Here is a 17674-nt window from a genome sequence, read left to right as displayed (position 1 = left end):
GCGGTCCGGCCGGAGAGAGCAAGCCTAGCGATCTGCGGCGCGCGGGCGTGCCTCGCGCTGCCCTGGCAGGCGGGGCGGGGCGGGGGTGCCGCGGCGGGCGGTGCGCAGGGCGAGCGCGGCGAGCGCCTCGGGGGCGCCGGCCTGGCCGCGGATGCCGGGGAAGGCGTTGACGTCGACGATGACCGGTTCGGCGGGACCGTCCAGCAGGTCGACTCCGTAGACGTCGAGGGCGAAGACCTCGCCGACCCGCAGGGCCAGCCGGGCGCGGTCGGCCGGCAGGTCCGCGGGGCCGAAGCCCCGCCCGCCGCCGTCGACGACCGGTCCGGCCCATCCGGACGCTCCCGACGGGCCGACCTGGCCGGCCGCATCGACCGGATCGGCGAGTTCGGAGCGGCGCCGGGCACAGAAGACCTGCCCGTCGACGACCCAGAGCTTCTGGTCCCAGCCCGAGTTCGCCAGGAACGGCTGGGTGATCACGGGTTCGTCGGGCCACTCGGCGGCGAGCGCCCGCAGGGCGGCCGCGTCGTCGACCCGGGCGACGAGGTCGTGGCGCCTGCTGTGGCGGCTCTTGACCACGATCGGCCCGTCGGGGTCGGGCAGGTCGGCGAGCGTGGCGGCGGTGCGGGTGGCCGCGAACGGCAGGCCGGCGCGGTGGGCGAGCTCGGCCATGGCGGTGCGGTCCTGGCAGAACGCGGTCGCCGCGGCGGAGTTGACGACCGGGGCGCCGCGTTCCTCCAGGTACCGGGCGAGCGCGAGGGCCCGCGGGGTGCGGGCCTTGAGCAGGTAGACGTCGGCGAGCGGGCCGGGGCCGAGGAGCTCGGCGGGCGGGGCGTCGCCGGTGGTGGGGTCGAGCGCCTCGACCCGGTGGTCGGCGGCCAGCAGGGCCGCGGTGGCGGCCAGCAGCGGGTGGCCGGGGTCGGGGGTGAGCAGGCAGATCCTCATATCCCGCCGCCCACACCACCGTTGACCAGCCCGGCGCCACCGTTGACCAGCCCGGCGCCGCCGAGCCCGCCGCCGAGCCCGCCGGCGACCAGCCCCGGGCCGCCGACCAGGTCCGGCTCGCCCACCAAGCCCGCCACGCCGAAGCTGCCGACGCCCACCGCGGTGCCGCTCGGCGCGGGCAGCCGCACGGCGTCCGCCGCCGCGGCCGGCTCGGACAGCAGCGCGGGCGCCGGGGCGGAGACCGCCGTGCCCGTACGGGCCAGCCGCAGCACGGCCCGGGCCACCTTGGCCACCGCGTCCGGCACCTGCCGGAAGCTGGGGAAGTCGTTGATGTCGACGACGACCGGCCCGTCCGGGCCGAGCAGCACGTCCACGCCGTAGAGGTCGAGGCCGAAGACCTCGCCGACCTGTGCGGCGATCCGTGCGATGTCGGCGCCGAGCGGCACCTGGCGCTCGCGCACGCCCTGGCCGGGGTGGAGCGGGGAGCAGCGCTCGGTGGCGTAGAACTCGCCGTCGACGCAGTAGACCTTGAGGTCGGTACCGGAGTTGGGCACGTAGGGCTGGGCGATCAGCAGGCCTTCGCCGGCGAGCTGCGGGCCGAGTGCGGCCAGGTGGTCGGGGGTGGGGACGAGGCGCACGGCCCGGCCCGAGCTGCCGTCGGCGGGCTTGACCACCAGCGGGTACTCGGCGGCGGGGATCTCCGCGAGCCGTTCCCAGCGGGCGGCGGCGTAGGTGACGGGGACGGGCAGGCCGCGGGTGCGCGCGATCACCGCGGCGAGCGCCTTGTCGCGGACGCCGCGGATGGAGCGGACGTCGTTGACGGTGGTGAGGCCGACGGAGGCGGCCGCCTCCAGGAGGGTGAGCCCCGGGCCGCCGGAGACGGTCTTGAGCACCCAGGCGTCGTGGCTGCCCGCCCGGACCGCCTCGGAGATCGCCATCAGCGAGTCGCCGGGGCGCAGCACGTCGACCCGGTGACCCCATGCCGTGAGTTGGCGCACGACGTCGAGCGGCATGCCGTCGTGCCGGTAGTGTTCCTCGACCAGAAAGCAGAGCCTCATGAGCCTGTCATCCCCCTCGCCTCAGCCGGCACGGACGTCCGCCGTTCCCGTCCGGCAGAGCTGTAAAGGCCCCAGGATGCCACGGGGTCTGCACGCAAGATCGCCCGGCCTGTAAGCGTTCGGCAACAATCGGTCCGAATTGCCCGGGATCCGCGGCCGCTCGCCGTGGCCCGCGCCCACCGGGGCCGCTCGTACTCCCACCACTTCCACCGCGCCGCGGCAGCGCGCTCGGGCACCACCGGCCCCACCCGCCTCCGCGGCCTCCGTCGAGGACGGCTGCGACGGCCACGACCGCGGCTCCGGCCACGGCCACGCCGACGGCTGCGACATGGCCAAACAGGTGGCAGGAACGCGACACCCCTGTCAGGATGCACGACGTGACCTCTAATGATCTTGATCCAGTCGCCCCGGGCGGCTCCGTCGCCTCCGCCCCCGGAATCGACCCGGCCCTCCGTCACATCCTCGACGACATCGAGCGGTACTACGACGCCGTTCCGCGCTCCGCGGCCCGGGTCGAGGACTTCGGCCCGCTGAGCCTGTTCGTCCGCGAGGGCCGGGGCTGGCCGTACTACGCCCGGCCGGCGCTCGGCCACACCGGCCCGGCGGCCACCGCCGAGGACGTCCGCCGGGTGCTGGCCCGCCAGCGCGAGCTGGGCATTCCGGAAGCCTTCGAGTGGGTGGCCGAGCACAACCCCGAGCTGCGCGCGGCGGTCGAGGCGGCCGGGCTGACGGTCCACGAGCACCCGTTGCTGGTGCTCGGGCCCGACGACGAGCCCGAGCTGCCGGCCGGCGCCCCGGGTGCGGGCACGCCGGCCGAGGGCGTGGCGGTCCGGATCGTCGCCGCCGACGACCCCGACCTGGCGAGCGCGGTGACCGTCCCGCACCTGGCCTTCGGCGAGCCGGGCACCGCCCGGGGCACTGCGGGGCCGGAGGAGCTCGCCGCGGCCGCCGAGAAGTCGGCGGCTGACGGCACGGTCGAGCGGATCGCCGGGCGGATCACCGCCGGGCAGACCGTGCTCGCCGCAGCCGTCCGGGACGGCGTGGCGCTCTGCGCGGGCCAGCACAACCCGGTGGGCGCGGTCACCGAGGTGGCCGGCGTCGGCACCCTGCCGACGGCCCGCCGGCAGGGCCTGGGCCTCGCGGTCACCGCGGCCCTGGTCGCCCACGCCCGCGCCAACGGCGTACGGACGGTGTTCCTGTCCGCCGCCGACGAGGACGTCGCCCGGATCTACCGCCGGGCGGGCTTCCACCCGTTCGCGACGGCGCTGATCGCCGAGCCCGCGGCCGAGCCGGCGACCGGGGCCTGACCGGTCCGGCCAGTCCGCCCGGGCCGGCGGGTCCGACCGGCCCGCCCGCCGAACCGGCTCCGGCCGCCGGGCGGGCGGGCCGCTCAGTCCGAGTCCTCGTCGTCCTCGCCGCTGACACCCTCCCCCTCGGCCTCGTCCACCACCCACACGGCCAGCCGCTCGGCCACGCCGGACACGCCGAGCCGGCCCTCGCGGATGGCGCGGGCGAGGCTGCGCACCTCGCGGGCGGTGGTCGCGACCGTGCAGCCGCTGGCCACCAGGTAGGCGTACGCGACGGCGGTGGCGAACAGCTCGTTGGTCTTCTCCAGGGCCGGCACCCGGATCAGCTGGTGCATCAGGGCGGCGGCGCGGTCCTGCGGTTCGGGATAGACGGCGATGTCGAAGATCTCCGCCTGGTGGCGGGCGACCGCCGCGAGCAGCGATCCGTAGTCGGTGACCTGCGGGTCACCGGGCGTGTACTGCTCGGCGGTCATGAGCAGCCACGAGAGGTCGACCTCCAGGTTCAACGGCGCACGTCCTGGAGGTCGGCCTCGCCCCGCTCGCCGAACTCGGCCAGGAAGGCCGTCTCGTACTCCTTCATGAACTGCGCCGCGGCGTCCACGAACGCCCGACCCGCCTCGCCCATGTCCTGCTGGACCAGGCGCTCGATGTACTGGTTCATGCTGATCCCCTGCTGCTCCGCCCGCTCCCGGGCCATCTCCGCGGTGGTGGCGTCCACCCGGACGTTCAGCTGCTTCTTACCCATGAATTCGACGCTAGCGCTGAAGTGCTAGCACAACAAGGGCGCGTGCACATCCGCTTCGCTCCCCCGGCCGCGCCGCAGCGGGGATTCGGACTTGAAGACTTCTTCACCTTCGGGGACTCTGAACTGCCCCGAGCATTCCCTGGAGCAGTACCGACCTGTGCGGAGGCCGGCCATGACAGCCATGTTCGACCAGGAGCTGCGCGAGCAGCTCGCCCGGGCCCGGAAGGAACTCGCGGCCGCCCGGGCCGAGGGGGACGCCGACGGGGTCCAGGCCTACGAGGGCCGGATCGCCGGACTGATCAGGCTCGCCGCCCAGCACGGCATCACCCTGCCGCACAGCGCGGACGAGGAGGAGCAGAACCTGCACTGAACGGCACGGCACCCCCGGAACCCGAAGCCCGGGAACCCGAAGCCCCGAGCCCGGGAACCCGGAACCCGGAAACCCCCGGACCCTCGACCGAGCCGCCCGGCTCCTCAGCGCAGCAGCGCCGCCGGCTCCTCCCGGACCGCCGCCCAGTGGTCACGGTGGGCCGCGTACCACGCCACCGTCTCGCGCAGGCCCTCCTCCAGCGACCGGCGCGGCGCCCAGCCCAGTTCACGGCGGATCTTCGAGTCGTCCACCGCGTACCGCAGGTCGTGGCCCTTGCGGTCCGCCACCCGCTCCACCAGGTCCCAGTCACGCCCGCACAGGTCCAGCAGGCGGCCGGTCATCTCCCGGTTGGTCAGGTGGGTGCCGCCGCCGACGTTGTAGATCTCGCCGGGCCGGCCGTGGTCGAGCACCATCCGGACGGCCCGGCAGTGGTCGTCCACGTGCAGCCACTCGCGGACGTTGGAGCCGTCGCCGTACAGCGGCACCGGCAACCCGTCGAGCAGACGGGTCGTGAAGAGCGGTATCAGCTTCTCGGGGTGCTGGCCCGGGCCGTAGTTGTTGGCGCACCGGGTGATCCGCACGTCCAGCCCGTGGGTGCGCGCGTACGCACGGGCGATCAGGTCGGCCGACGCCTTGGAGGCCGCGTACGGGGAGTTCGGCAGCAGCGGCTCCTCCTCCGTCCAGCTCCCCTGCTCGATCGACCCGTACACCTCGTCCGTGGAGACCAGGACGAAGACGCCGACGCCGTGCCGCAGGGCCGCCTCCAGCAGCGCCTGGGTGCCGAGCACATTGGTGCGGACGAAGGTCTCGGCGCCCGCGACCGAGCGGTCGACGTGCGACTCGGCCGCGAAGTGCACCACGGCGTCGTGGCCGGGGAAGACCTCCTCCAGCAGGGCAGTGTCGCAGATGTCGCCGTGCACGAAGTCCAGCCGGGGGTGGTGCCGGGGCAGGTTGTTGAGCGTTCCGGCGTAGGTCAGCCGGTCCAGCACGGTCACTCGGTCGTCCTCGTGACCGGGGTGTCCGCCGCCGAGCAGCGTCCGCACGAAATGCGAGCCGATGAACCCGGCCGCACCGGTCACCAGGATGTTCACGCCTGTCTCTCCTCCTGCCTTCTCCCCCCTCGGCCACCCCCGGTCACCGAGCCGAACGAGGCCCCTCCCGGGCCGGGTCTCCCCGCCCCGGAAGGGGCCTCGGACGCATGCACCGAGCGCGCACCCGGCGCCCACCCGCCGCACCCGCGCAGAACACGGAACACGGCGCGCAGTGCGCAGTACGCAGTACGCAGTGCGCGGACTACTCCACCGGCTCCAGGATCGCCACGCACTCGAAGTGGTGCGTCATCGGGAACAGGTCGAACGCGCGCAGCGAGACCGGCCGGTAGCCGCCCTCGCGGAAGAACGCGAGGTCCCGGGCGAGCGCGGCCGGGTCGCAGGCGACGTAGGCGATCCGGCGGGCCGAGAGGCCGACCAGGTGCTCCACGGTCTCCCGCCCGGCGCCCGCGCGCGGCGGGTCCAGGACGATCAGGTCGGTGGCGGTGATGCCGGTGCGCGGCAGCAGCGTCTCCACCCGGTCGCACTCGATCCGGACGTTGTCCAGCGCGGCCAGGTTGTGCCGGGCGTCGATCACGGCCTGCTTGGCGGACTCGATGCCGAGCACCGCGCCGTCGTCGCCGACCCGGTCGGCCAGCGCGCCGGCGAACAGGCCGACGCCGCAGTACAGGTCGAGCGCGTTCTCGCCCCACTGCGGGTCCAGACCGTCCAGGACGGCGTCGACCAGGGTGTCCGGGGCCTCGGGGTGGATCTGCCAGAAGCCGCCGTTGCTGATCCGCCAGGTCCGGCCGGCGGCGCGCTCGCGCACGAAGGAGCGGCCGTGCACCCGGTGGGTGTTGCCCTGGTCGTCGACCCGGGTGATGGAGACCGGCTTGTCCAGCTCGACCAGCGGCAGCTGGGCGCCGGGCGCCGGGGTGAGCACCACCTGGCGGTCCGAGGAGCCGGAGGCGGCGATCACCTCGACCGAGACGACGCCCGGCCAGTCGCGCGCCTCGATGCCCAGCTCGGAGACGCCCTCGGCGGCGATCAGGCACCGGTCGATCGGCTGGACCTCGTGCGAGCGGTGCTTGCGGAGGCCGACCTTGCCGGTCTCCGGCTCGACCGCGTACTGGACCCGGGTCCGCCAGGCCGGCACCTGCCCGGCCGGGAGCTTGCCGCCGACCGGCTCGATGCTGCCGTCCCAGCCGGCCTCGGCCGGGGTGAGGCCGGCCAGCTTGGCCAGCTGCTCGGTGAGCACCTGCACCTTGAGCTTGCGCTGCCCGCCCGGGGAGACGTGCTGCCAGTCGCAGCCGCCGCACTTGCCCGGCCCGGAGAACGGGCAGGGCGGGGTGATGCGGTCCTTGGCCGGCTCCAGGATCTCCACCGCGTCGGCGCGCAGGAAGCGCGACTTGGTGGTGCCCTCGGTGACCAGGGCGACGACGCGCTCGCCGGGCAGCGCGTGCCGGACGAACAGCACCCGGCCCTCGTGCCGGGCCACGCAGTGCCCGCCGCCGTGCGCGACCGGGCCGACCTCGACCTCGTACCGCTCGCCGACCAGCGGGTCGCCGCCGGGCCCCTTGGGAGCGGCCTCGGTACGCGGCGCGCGGGCGGTGCGGAGCAGCTTCGGCGGGCGGACGGTCTGCTTGCGCGGCCGGTCCCCGCCCTTCGCGCCACCGGTCTTCGCGGCGCCACCCTTGCCGGCGGCGCCCTTGCCGGCGGAGCCCTTGGCAGCACCGGCCTTCCCGGCGCCGCCCTTCGCCCCGCCCTGCTCGGACCGCTCGCCGCGGTCGCCACGCTCACCGGCCTGCTGCTCCGGGGCACGCTCCCCCGGCGCGAGCGGCGCGGTCTGCGCGGTCAGGCCCTCACGGTCGGTCGCGGCCGGGCGCACCGGCTTGCCCCAGCGCGGCCGGGCGACCTGGCCCGGCTTGGCGCCGCCCTTCCCGGCGCCCTTGCGGGCACCCTTGCCGGACGAGCCGGACGAGCCGTGGGAGCGGGGCGGGGTGTTGCGGGTCACTTGGCTGAGTCCTTGCTGCTGCCGGCGGAGTCGCCGGGCGTGGTCGAGACATTCGACTTTACGGCCTTCGGCGCCGCGGGCTCACCCCGACGGACGGCGCCCGGCGCCGACCAGGCCTTCTGCGGCTTGCGCCGCTCCGAGGACTCCAGCTGCCACGGCACCGAGGTGACCATCACACCGGGCTTGAAGAGCAGGCGCCCCTTGAGCCGCAGCGCGCTCTGGTTGTGCAGCAGGTGCTCGTACCAGTGGCCGACCACGTACTCGGGGATGTAGACGGAGACGACGTCGCGCGGGCTGCTGCGGCGCAGGTTCTTCACGTAGTCCAGGACCGGCCCGGTGATCTCGCGGTACGGCGAGTCCAGGACCTTCAGCGGCACCTCGATGCCGCGCTCGTCCCACTCCCCGCGCAGCGCCGCGGTGTCCGCCGGGTCCACGTTGACGGTGACCGCCTCCAGCGTGTGGGCGCGGGCCAGCTTCGCGTACGCCAGGGCCCGCAGGGCCGGCTTGTGCAGCTTGGAGACCAGCACGATGGCGTGCACCCGGGTGGGCAGCACCACGTCGTCCGGCTCCTCGGCGGCGACCAGCTCGTGGGAGACCCGGTCGTAGTGCCGGCGGATCGCCTTCATCATCACGAACAGCACGACCATCGCCGCGATCGCGATCCAGGCGTGGCTGATCTTGGTGGCGAGGACGACGATCAGCACGGCCATGGTCATCACCAGGCCGAAGGTGTTGATCGCCCGGCTGCGCTGCATGTGGCGGCGCTTGGCCGGGTCGGTCTCGGTGCGCAGCTCCCTGGTCCAGTGCCGGATCATGCCGGACTGGCTCATGTTGAACGACACGAAGACGCCGACGATGTAGAGCTGGATCAGCCGGGTCGGGTCGGCGTCGAAGGCGATGATGAACAGGATCGCGGCCAGCGCCAGCAGGATGATGCCGTTGGAGAACGCCAGCCGGTCGCCGCGGGTGTGCAGCTGGCGCGGCAGGTAGCGGTCCTGCGCCAGGATCGAGCCGAGCACCGGGAAGCCGTTGAAGGCGGTGTTGGCGGCCAGCACCAGGATCAGGCCGGTCACGGCGGCGACGAAGTAGAAGCCGGGCGTGAAGTTCGAGAAGACGGCCTCGCTGATCTGGGCGAGCGCGGTCTTCTGGTGGTAGTCGCTGCCCGCGCCGATCAGCTGCTCGGCGGGCTCCTCGGCCATCTGCACACCGGTGAGGCGGGCCAGCCAGATGATGCCCATGAACATCACCACGGCGATCGACGCCATCATCAGCAGCGTGGTGGCGGCGTTCTTGCTCTTCGGCTTGCGGAAGGCGGGCACGCCGTTGGAGATCGCCTCGACGCCGGTCAGTGCGGCACAGCCCGAGGAGAACGCCTTGAGCAGCAGGAACACCATCGCGAAGCCGGCCAGCGAGTCGTTGCCGGCGGTGGCCTCCAGGTGGAAGCCGGCGCTCTCGGCGGGCATGTCCTGCCCGAGGCCGAAGTGGCGGACGAAGCCGTACACGACCATGCCGATCACGCCGACCATGAAGGCGTACGTCGGGACGGCGAAGGCGCTGCCGGACTCGCGGACGCCGCGCAGGTTCATGCCCATCAGCACGATGACCACGACCACCGAGAGGGTCAGCTCGTGGCCGCGCAGCGAGGGCACCGCGGAGACCACGTTGGCGACGCCGGAGGTGGTGGAGACCGCCACGGTGAGGATGTAGTCCACCATCAGCGCGCTCGCGACCACCAGCCCGGAATTGGGGCCGTGGTTCACGGTGGCGACCTCGTAGTCGCCACCGCCGCTCGGGTACGCGTGCACGTTCTGCCGGTACGAGGCCACCACCGCGAGCATCACGATGGCGACGACGACGCCGATCTGCCACGAGAAGTGGATCGCCGAGGCACCCGCCACGGAGAGGGTCAGCAGGATCTCCTCGGGCGCGTACGCGACCGAGGAGAGTGCGTCCGAGGCGAAGACGGGCAGCGCGATGCGCTTGGGGAGCAGCGTCTCCCCGAGCTTGTCGCTGCGCAGCGCGCGCCCGATCAGGATGCGTTTCGGAAGGTCAGTCGGCATAGGCACGGTAAGGAATCGTAGGGGCTGTTTGCCCCGGGGTCCGACTTGCGGCCCCCCTTCGTCGCGACTGTGTTCGGTGGACCGGCTAGCGTGTCGGATACGAGCAGGCGGGCAACACTCCAGTTGTCGCGTCGGCCCCCCTCCAGGACGCTCGCCCCGAACAGCGGGGCGGGAAAGGATGATGAACGGTGTTTGCGCAGGTCAAGAACCCAACGGGACGGGTGAGGTAGCGCCGGTGCACATCGTCATCATGGGCTGCGGCCGCGTGGGCTCCGCCCTCGCGAGAGCGCTGGAGAAACAGGGCCACTCGGTGGCAGTGGTCGACCAGGACCCGACGTCGTTCCGTCGGCTGGGTGCCGGATTCAACGGCCGCCGGGTGACCGGTGTCGGTTTCGACCAGGACACCCTGAAGGAGGCGGGCATCGAGGAGGCCGGCGCGTTCGCGGCCGTCTCCAGCGGTGACAACTCCAACATCATCGCGGCCCGGGTCGCCCGGGAGAACTTCGGCGTGGAGAACGTCGCGGCCCGCATCTACGACCCGCGGCGCGCCGAGGTCTACCAGCGCCTGGGCATCCCGACGGTCGCCACCGTCCGCTGGACGGCCGACCAGATGCTGCGCCGGCTGCTGCCGAGCGGCGCCGAGCCGCTCTGGCAGGACCCGAGCGGCGCCGTCCAGCTCGCCGAGGTCGCCTACGACCCGCTCTGGGTCGGCCGCCGGCTGAGCGAGCTGGAGGAGGCCTCCGGCGCCCGAGTGTCGTTCGTCACTCGGCTGGGCGAGGGCGTGCTGCCCGCTCCGGCCATGGTGGTCCAGGAGGGCGACCTCATCCACGTGATGCTGCGCCGCGCCGACCTGGCGGCCGTCGAGGCCGCGTTCGCGCAGGCGCCGGAGAGGGAGGGCCACTGATGCGCGTCGCCATTGCCGGGGCCGGTGCCGTCGGCCGCTCGATCGCGGGCGAGCTGCTGGAGAACGGCCACGAGGTCCTGCTGATAGACAAGAACCCGAACTCCATCTCGGTGGAGCGGGTGCCCATGGCGGAGTGGCTGCTGGCGGACGCCTGCGAGATCACCTCGCTGGACGAGGCCGCCCTGCAGCGCTGCCACGTGGTGATCGCCGCCACCGGCGACGACAAGGTCAACCTGGTCGTCTCGCTGCTCGCCAAGACCGAGTACGGCGTGCCGCGGGTGGTCGCCCGGGTCAACAACCCGAAGAACGAGTGGCTCTTCAACGAGTCCTGGGGCGTGGACGTCGCCGTCTCCACCCCGCGCCTGATGTCCGCCCTGGTCGAGGAGGCGGTCAGCGTCGGCGACCTGGTCCGGCTGATGCGCTTCAGCCAGGGCAACGCCAACCTGGTCGAGCTCACCCTGGCAGCCGACACCGAGCTGGTCGGCACCCGGGTCGGCGACGTGCCGTGGCCGGTGGACACCGCGCTGGTGACCATCATCCGCGAGGGCCGGGTGCTCACCCCGGGCAAGGACGACACCCTGGAGGGCGGCGACGAGCTGCTCTTCGTGGCCGCGCAGGAGCGCGAGGAGGAGCTGGAGAACCTGCTCTCCGCCTCCGAGGGCGCCCAGTAGCCGCCGCGCACCGCCGGAACGACGGGGGAGGGCCCGCACTCGACGAGTGCGGGCCCTCCCCCGTTGCTCCCGTGGCCCTGGCCGGCGGCTCAGGATCGGTCCGCGCCGATGGCTCAGGGCCGGTCGGCGCCGGCGGGCTGCTCCTCGGGCTCCTCGTCCAGCTGCGCCTTGATCGGCGGCGGGGCCTTCAGCAGGATCTGCCAGGTGACGTACATCGCCAGCAGCATCGGCGGGATGCCGAGCGCGACCTTGAGCCAGCCGAGCAGGTTGACGTTGTGGGTGAAGTACAGCGGGAACAGGATCACCGGCTTGATGCCCATGATCACCACCCAGGCCCAGGTGGCCTTGACGTAGGCGGCCAGCCGGCCCGGGTTCTGCCGGCGCCAGGTGAACATCTCGCCGGTGACCGGGCCGAGCATCACCCCGATCAGCGGCCAGCGGACCAGCGCCGAGACGGCGAAGGCGATGCAGTAGCCGACGTTCCAGAGCAGGCCGGGCAGGTAGAAGTCCTCCGCCTTGCCGGTCTTCATCGCGATCCAGGCGCCGATGGCCACCCCGAAGACGCCGCTGAAGGCGTGCTGGACGGTCTCCCGCTTGGCCAGGCGCGCGACCACGAACAGGCCGCTCAGCCCGAGCGCCGCCCAGGCCGCCGCGGACACCTGGTGGGTGATGTTGTACGTCACGATGAAGACCAGGCCGGGCAGGGTCATGTCGACCATGCCGCGGACGCCGCCGAAGGCCTGCATCACGGTGTCGGCCGCCTCCTTGGAGGCCGCCGCCTGCCGCGCCGCCTCGGCCGCGGCGTCGTCCTCCGGGCCGACCCGGACCGCGCCGAGCTGGGTGGCGGGCTCGCCGCCGGGCTGATTGCTCACGCTCATTCGCTCCCGTGTCCGACCGGACGCAGCTCGTAGCGGGGGTTGAACAGCACGCGGCGCCCGCGTGCATGACTGATCCGGCCGCTGGCGACCAGCCGGCGGCCCGGCTCTATACCCGCGATGGAGCGGCGGCCGAGCCAGACCACGTCCAGCGCCTCGGTGCCGTCGAAGAGTTCCGCCTCCAGTGCGGGCACCCCGGCCCGCGGTCGGAGGGTCACGGTGCGCAGGGTGCCGGCGACGGTGACCAGTTGCCGGTCCCCGCAGCTGGCGATCGGAGTGCAGCCCGTCTCCGCCGCGCTCTCCTGGCGCAGTTCCTCCGCCTCCAGCTCTTCCGCGGAGGAGGTCAGCCGACTGAGCAGGCGGCGGAAACGCCCCTGCGGCTGGCCGCTGCTGTTGTCACCACTCATGCGGGAAGGGTACCGGTTTCGGGGCTCCCGACGGCAGGTCGCGAGGTCGGACGGGGGCCGGACGGGGGCGGAGGAGCGGCGAACGGGTGCCCGCCCGGCCGTCCCGCTCAGCTCTCGAAGCGGTAGCCCATGCCCGGTTCGGTGATGAAGTGGCGCGGGTGCGAGGGGTCGCGCTCCAGCTTGCGGCGCAGTTGGGCCAGGTAGACCCGCAGGTAGTTGGTCTCGGTGCGGTAGGCGGGGCCCCAGACCTCCTGGAGCAGCTGGGTCTGGCTGACCAGCCGGCCGGCGTTGCGGACCAGCACTTCCAGCAGGTGCCACTCGGTCGGGGTGAGGCGGACGTCGGTGCCGTCCCGGTTGACCTTCTTCGCCGCGAGGTCGACGGTGAAGCTGTCGGTGACGACCAGCGAGTCGTCCTCCCCGGCGACCGGCTCGGCGCGGCGCACGGCCGCGCGCATCCGGGCGAGCAGCTCGTCCATGCCGAACGGCTTGGTCACGTAGTCGTCGGCGCCCGCGTCGAGCGCCTCCACCTTCTCGTCGGAGGCGTGCCGGGCGGAGAGCACGATGATCGGGACCCTCGTCCAGCCGCGCAGCCCCTTGATCACCTCGACGCCGTCCATGTCGGGCAGACCGAGGTCGAGGACGACCACGTCCGGGTGGCGGGCGGCGGCCAGCTCCAGCGCGCTCGCGCCGTCGTGGGCCGCGTCCACCTCGTACTTGCGGGCCTTGAGGTTGATCACCAGCGCGCGGACGATCTGCGGTTCGTCGTCCACGACGAGGACCCGGGTCATGCGGGCTCCGCCTTTCACAGCAGTCGGAAGATCGGTGGTCATGCGGGGAACGGCCGTCCGGCCGGCTCGGCCCGTTCGGCGGGCGGGCCCGGCGCGGCGCGGGCCGCCCGCTCGGGCGGGCGGTCGACGGCGGGCAGGGTGACGACCATGGTGAGGCCGCCACCCGGGGTGTCCTCGGCGCTCACGGTGCCGTCCATCGCCTCGACGAAGCCGCGTGCCACGGCGAGGCCCAGCCCCACCCCGGCGCCCCGCGGCGCGTCCCCGTAGCGCTGGAACGGCGCGAAGATCCGCTCCTTGGCCTCCTCGGGCACGCCCGGGCCCCGGTCGACGATCCGCAGCTCGACCCGGGCTGGGCCGCCCGCCGGCGCCAGCGCATCGGCCTTGACCAGCACCTTCACGCCGGGCGGGCTGTACTTGACGGCGTTCTCGACCAGGTTGGCCAGCGAGCGCTCCAGCAGCCCGGCGTCGACCCGGACCATCGGCAGCGTCTCCGGGACGTCGGTGCGGACGGCCTCCGGCGGGACGCCGCCGAGGGCCGGCGGCACCACCTCGTCCAGATCGGTCTCCTGGATCAGCGGGGTGACGGTGCCGGTCTGCAGGCGGCTCATGTCCAGCAGGTTGTTGATCAGGTGGTCGAGCCGGTCGGCGCCGGCCTCGATCCCGGCCAGCAGCTCGGCCTCGTCGGCCTCGTCCCACTCGACGTCGTCCGAGCGCAGCGAGCTGACCGAGGCCTTGATCCCGGCCAGCGGCGTGCGCAGGTCGTGCGAGACGGCGGCAAGCAGCGCGGTGCGGATCCGGTTGCCCTCGGCCGCGCGGCGTGCGGCGGCGGCCTCCTCGGCCAGGCGGCGGTGCTCCAGCAGGACGGCCGCCTGGCTGGCGAAGGCGCCCAGCAGGCGACGGTCCTCGGCCGGCAGCACCCGCCCCCGCAGCGCCAGCGCGAGGGAGTCGCCGACCGGCACGTCCACGTCGGCGGCCTCGGGCCGCACCGGCGGGTGCGGGCCGGCCGCGGCCACCCGCTGCCACGGGCCCAGCGGGTCCGGCCGCTCCAGCAGCGCCGCGGAATCCTGCTGGAAGGTCTCCCGGACCTGCTCCAGCAGGGCGGTCAGCACCCCGTCCCCGCTCTGCGCGCCGCGCAGCACGGTCCCGGCCAGCGCGCTGAGGGTCTGCGCCTCGGTCTGGCTGCGGGCCGCCTCGTGGGTGCGCCGGGCCGCCAGGTCCACCACCGAGGCGACCGCGATGCCGACGGCGGTGAATATCGCCACCGCCATGATGTTCTGCGGCTCGTCGATGGTGAAGGTGTGGATCGGCGGTGCGAAGTAGTAGTTCAGCGCCGAGGAGCCGACCAGCGCGGAGGCGATCGCCGGGAAGAGCCCGCCGACCAGCGCCGCGCAGACCGTCAGCGACAGGAACAGCAGCATGTCGGTGGTCAGGCCCAGGCCCTCGACGTGCGTGAGCAGCAGGGCCAGCAGCGGCGGGCCGGCGAGGCCGATCGCCCAGCCGGCCACCGTCCGCGTCCGGCCGAGGTCGGTCACCCGGCGGATCGGCAGCCGGCCCAGGCCCTTGGCGGCCTGCTCGTGGGTGACGATGTGCACGTCGATGTCGCCGGAGGCACGGGTCACCGTGGTGCCCACGCCCGGGCCGTAGATGTACTGCCAGGCCGGCCGGCGGCTGGTCCCGAGCACGATCTGGGTGGCGTTGACGCCCCGCGCGAAGTCCAGCAGCCCGGCGGCGGGGTCGTCGCCGAGGACGGCGTGGAAGCTGCCGCCCAGGTTTTCCACCAGGGCGCGCTGCTCGATCAGCGCCCGGGAGGAGCCCGAGCCGGAGCCGGCCAGGCCGTCCGAGCGGGAGATGTGGACGGCCAGCAGCTCGCCGCCGGAGCCGCGGGCCGCGATCCGGGCCGCCCGGCGGATCAGGGTCGCGCCCTCGGGCCCGCCGGTCAGGCCGACCACGATCCGCTCCCGGGCCTGCCAGGTGCCCTTGATGCCCTGCTCGGCCCGGTACTTCTGCAGGTACTCGTCGACCCGGTCGGCCGTCCAGAGCAGCGCCAGCTCACGCAGCGCGGTGAGGTTGCCCGGGCGGAAGTAGTTGGCGAGGGCGGCGTCGATCTTCTCCGGCGCGTACACGTTGCCGTGGGCGAGCCGCCGCCGCAGCGCCTGCGGGGACATGTCGACCAGCTCGATCTGGTCGGCCCGGCGAACCACCTCGTCCGGCACGGTCTCCCGCTGCCGGACCCCGGTGATGCCCTCGACCACGTCACCGAGCGACTCCAGGTGCTGGATGTTCACGGTCGAGATGACGTCGATCCCGGCCGCCAGCAGCTCCTCGACGTCCTGCCAGCGCTTGGCGCTGCGGCTGCCGGGCACGTTGGTGTGGGCGAGCTCGTCCACCAGCGCCACCTGCGGCCGGCGGGCCAGCACGGCGTCCAGGTCCATCTCGGTGAACGCGGCGCCCCGGTGCGTCAGCTCGCGGCGCGGCACGACTTCCAGACCCGCCACCAGCTCCGCGGTGTGCCGGCGCCCGTGGTCCTCCACGAATGCCACCACGACGTCCGTGCCGCGCTGCAGCCGACGGTGGGCCTCGGCGAGCATGGCGTACGTCTTGCCGACCCCGGGAGCCGCCCCGAGGTAGATCCGCAGCCTGCCGCGTCCCATGAGCACCATTCTTGATCGGACCCGTCCGGGGTACCACCCCGGACACCTGTTCCCCTCACCTTGGAGACTACGGCGTAACGGGTGATTCTCCAGCGATCCGGGCGCTGATCAGGCAGTTTTAGCGCCATATTGACGGCGGAGGGGCCTGTCGGGGACCTCGGGCAACGGCCGCTCGGAGGCGGGCCATCGGGATGGCGGGGTATGTGCCGGGAAATGCAAAGAACCCCCGATCCGGAATGGATCGGGGGTTCTTCGGAATGATTGTTCGGCGGCGTCCTACTCTCCCACAGGGTCCCCCCTGCAGTACCATCGGCGCTGTGAGGCTTAGCTTCCGGGTTCGGAATGTAACCGGGCGTTTCCCTCACGCTATGACCACCGAAACACTATGAAACTGTGCACCGCCCACCCGATAACGGTGGGGGTCGTTGTTTCAGAACAACACAGTGGACGCGAGCAACTGAGGACAAGCCCTCGGCCTATTAGTACCGGTCAACTCCACCCCTCACAGGGCTTCCATATCCGGCCTATCAACCCAGTCGTCTACTGGGAGCCTTACCCTCTCAAGGAGGTGGGAGTGCTCATCTCGAAGCAGGCTTCCCGCTTAGATGCTTTCAGCGGTTATCCCTCCCGAACGTAGCCAACCAGCCATGCCCTTGGCAGGACAACTGGCACACCAGAGGTTCGTCCGTCCCGGTCCTCTCGTACTAGGGACAGCCCTTCTCAACACTCCTACGCGCACAGCGGATAGGGACCGAACTGTCTCACGACGTTCTAAACCCAGCTCGCGTACCGCTTTAATGGGCGAACAGCCCAACCCTTGGGACCTACTCCAGCCCCAGGATGCGACGAGCCGACATCGAGGTGCCAAACCATCCCGTCGATATGGACTCTTGGGGAAGATCAGCCTGTTATCCCCGGGGTACCTTTTATCCGTTGAGCGACGGCGCTTCCACAAGCCACCGCCGGATCACTAGTCCCTACTTTCGTACCTGCTCGACCCGTCAGTCTCACAGTCAAGCTCCCTTGTGCACTTACACTCAACACCTGATTGCCAACCAGGCTGAGGGAACCTTTGGGCGCCTCCGTTACCCTTTAGGAGGCAACCGCCCCAGTTAAACTACCCACCAGACACTGTCCCTGATCCGGATCACGGACCCAGGTTAGACATCCAGCACGACCAGAGTGGTATTTCAACGACGACTCCACAACAACTGGCGTTGCTGCTTCAAAGTCTCCCACCTATCCTACACAAGCCGAACCGAACACCAATATCAAGCTATAGTAAAGGTCCCGGGGTCTTTCCGTCCTGCTGCGCGAAACGAGCATCTTTACTCGTAATGCAATTTCACCGGGCCTATGGTTGAGACAGTCGAGAAGTCGTTACGCCATTCGTGCAGGTCGGAACTTACCCGACAAGGAATTTCGCTACCTTAGGATGGTTATAGTTACCACCGCCGTTTACTGGCGCTTAAGTTCTCAGCTTCGCCCCACCGAAATGGAGCTAACCGGTCCCCTTAACGTTCCAGCACCGGGCAGGCGTCAGTCCGTATACATCGCCTTACGGCTTCGCACGGACCTGTGTTTTTAGTAAACAGTCGCTTCTCGCTGGTCTCTGCGGCCACCCCCAGCTCGGAGTGCAAGACTCGTCACCAGGAATGGCCCCCCTTCTCCCGAAGTTACGGGGGCATTTTGCCGAGTTCCTTAACCATAGTTCACCCGAACGCCTCGGTATTCTCTACCTGACCACCTGAGTCGGTTTGGGGTACGGGCCGCCATGAAACTCGCTAGAGGCTTTTCTCGACAGCATAGGATCATCCACTTCACCACAATCGGCTCGGCATCAGGTCTCAGACT

At 71.9% G+C, this 17674-nt stretch carries 15 protein-coding genes and 2 rRNA genes (1 of these 17 cut by a window edge); 4 read left to right on the top strand and 13 right to left on the bottom strand.

All coding sequences use genetic code 11. The features are described 5' to 3' along the window. Positions 1-24 precede the first annotated feature (24 nt). Positions 25-942 carry a RimK family alpha-L-glutamate ligase gene (locus ACIPSC_RS05795; RefSeq protein WP_400823395.1) on the bottom strand — a complete coding sequence of 306 codons (918 nt, stop codon included), beginning with the start codon at positions 940-942 and terminating at the stop codon, positions 25-27. Then, positions 939-2000 (bottom strand): RimK family alpha-L-glutamate ligase, encoded by a 1062-nt coding sequence (locus ACIPSC_RS05790; protein WP_400823393.1) that lies wholly within the window; start codon positions 1998-2000, stop codon positions 939-941. The genes ACIPSC_RS05795 and ACIPSC_RS05790 overlap by 4 nt, the downstream gene beginning before the upstream one ends. Before the next feature lie 368 nt (positions 2001-2368). Between ACIPSC_RS05790 and ACIPSC_RS05785 the strand changes: the two genes are divergently transcribed. Then, positions 2369-3307: a GNAT family N-acetyltransferase gene (locus ACIPSC_RS05785; protein WP_400823391.1), complete on the top strand. Its 939-nt coding sequence runs from the start codon at positions 2369-2371 to the stop codon at positions 3305-3307. Between the two features lie 83 nt (positions 3308-3390). Here ACIPSC_RS05785 and ACIPSC_RS05780 read toward each other — a convergent pair whose 3' ends face one another. Continuing rightward, positions 3391-3813, bottom strand: a complete 423-nt coding sequence (locus ACIPSC_RS05780; RefSeq protein ID WP_400823389.1) for a fic family toxin-antitoxin system, toxin component — start codon at positions 3811-3813, stop codon at positions 3391-3393. After that, on the bottom strand, positions 3810-4052 hold the full coding sequence (locus ACIPSC_RS05775) for a toxin-antitoxin system HicB family antitoxin (RefSeq protein WP_400823387.1): 243 nt from the start codon (positions 4050-4052) through the stop codon (positions 3810-3812). Before ACIPSC_RS05775 ends, ACIPSC_RS05780 begins: the two co-directional genes overlap by 4 nt. A 172-nt stretch (positions 4053-4224) precedes the next feature. On the opposite strand from ACIPSC_RS05775, the gene ACIPSC_RS05770 reads away from it, so the two are divergent. Further along, positions 4225-4422: a hypothetical protein gene (locus ACIPSC_RS05770; protein WP_313763791.1), complete on the top strand. Its 198-nt coding sequence runs from the start codon at positions 4225-4227 to the stop codon at positions 4420-4422. A 104-nt stretch (positions 4423-4526) separates the two neighbouring features. On the opposite strand, the gene rfbB is transcribed toward ACIPSC_RS05770, so the two are convergent. The 3 genes from rfbB to ACIPSC_RS05755 form a co-directional block, all read right to left on the bottom strand. Beyond that, positions 4527-5513 (bottom strand): dTDP-glucose 4,6-dehydratase, encoded by a 987-nt coding sequence (gene rfbB / locus ACIPSC_RS05765; protein WP_400823384.1) that lies wholly within the window; start codon positions 5511-5513, stop codon positions 4527-4529. 202 nt (positions 5514-5715) lie between these two features. Next, a complete protein-coding gene (locus ACIPSC_RS05760; protein ID WP_400824089.1) occupies positions 5716-7008 on the bottom strand; it encodes a class I SAM-dependent RNA methyltransferase in 1293 nt (430 codons plus the stop codon). 452 nt (positions 7009-7460) lie between these two features. Continuing rightward, on the bottom strand, positions 7461-9524 hold the full coding sequence (locus ACIPSC_RS05755; protein WP_400823382.1) for an APC family permease: 2064 nt from the start codon (positions 9522-9524) through the stop codon (positions 7461-7463). A gap of 235 nt (positions 9525-9759) precedes the next feature. Here ACIPSC_RS05755 and ACIPSC_RS05750 point away from each other — a divergent pair, with 235 nt between their 5' ends. Then, the gene (locus ACIPSC_RS05750) at positions 9760-10428 is read left to right on the top strand and encodes a potassium channel family protein (protein WP_400823380.1); all 669 of its coding nucleotides are present in this window, start codon (positions 9760-9762) and stop codon (positions 10426-10428) included. Continuing rightward, positions 10428-11099: a potassium channel family protein gene (locus ACIPSC_RS05745; RefSeq protein ID WP_400823378.1), complete on the top strand. Its 672-nt coding sequence runs from the start codon at positions 10428-10430 to the stop codon at positions 11097-11099. The genes ACIPSC_RS05750 and ACIPSC_RS05745 overlap by 1 nt, the downstream gene beginning before the upstream one ends. A 113-nt stretch (positions 11100-11212) precedes the next feature. Here the strand turns inward: ACIPSC_RS05745 and ACIPSC_RS05740 are convergent, their stop codons facing one another. From ACIPSC_RS05740 to ACIPSC_RS05715, 6 genes are all read right to left on the bottom strand, one after another. Then, a complete protein-coding gene (locus ACIPSC_RS05740; protein WP_400823376.1) occupies positions 11213-11977 on the bottom strand; it encodes a DUF3159 domain-containing protein in 765 nt (254 codons plus the stop codon). Further along, positions 11974-12381: an OB-fold nucleic acid binding domain-containing protein gene (locus ACIPSC_RS05735; protein ID WP_400823374.1), complete on the bottom strand. Its 408-nt coding sequence runs from the start codon at positions 12379-12381 to the stop codon at positions 11974-11976. Before ACIPSC_RS05735 ends, ACIPSC_RS05740 begins: the two co-directional genes overlap by 4 nt. 107 nt (positions 12382-12488) lie before the next feature. Continuing rightward, positions 12489-13169: a response regulator gene (locus tag ACIPSC_RS05730; RefSeq protein WP_387892709.1), complete on the bottom strand. Its 681-nt coding sequence runs from the start codon at positions 13167-13169 to the stop codon at positions 12489-12491. Between the two features lie 38 nt (positions 13170-13207). Further along, positions 13208-15820: an ATP-binding protein gene (locus tag ACIPSC_RS05725; protein WP_400823371.1), complete on the bottom strand. Its 2613-nt coding sequence runs from the start codon at positions 15818-15820 to the stop codon at positions 13208-13210. A gap of 263 nt (positions 15821-16083) precedes the next feature. After that, positions 16084-16200 (bottom strand): 5S ribosomal RNA (rrf, locus tag ACIPSC_RS05720). Positions 16201-16279: 79 nt separating this feature from the next. Further along, positions 16280-17674, bottom strand: a 23S ribosomal RNA gene (locus ACIPSC_RS05715); it runs 1686 nt beyond the window's last position.

The organism is Kitasatospora sp. NPDC090091 (assembly GCF_044747365.1).
In the GTDB taxonomy this organism is placed as follows: Bacteria; Actinomycetota; Actinomycetes; order Streptomycetales; family Streptomycetaceae; genus Kitasatospora.
The sequence above is the reverse complement of the archived record's forward strand: the minus strand, read 5'-3'. Positions and strand labels throughout refer to the sequence as shown.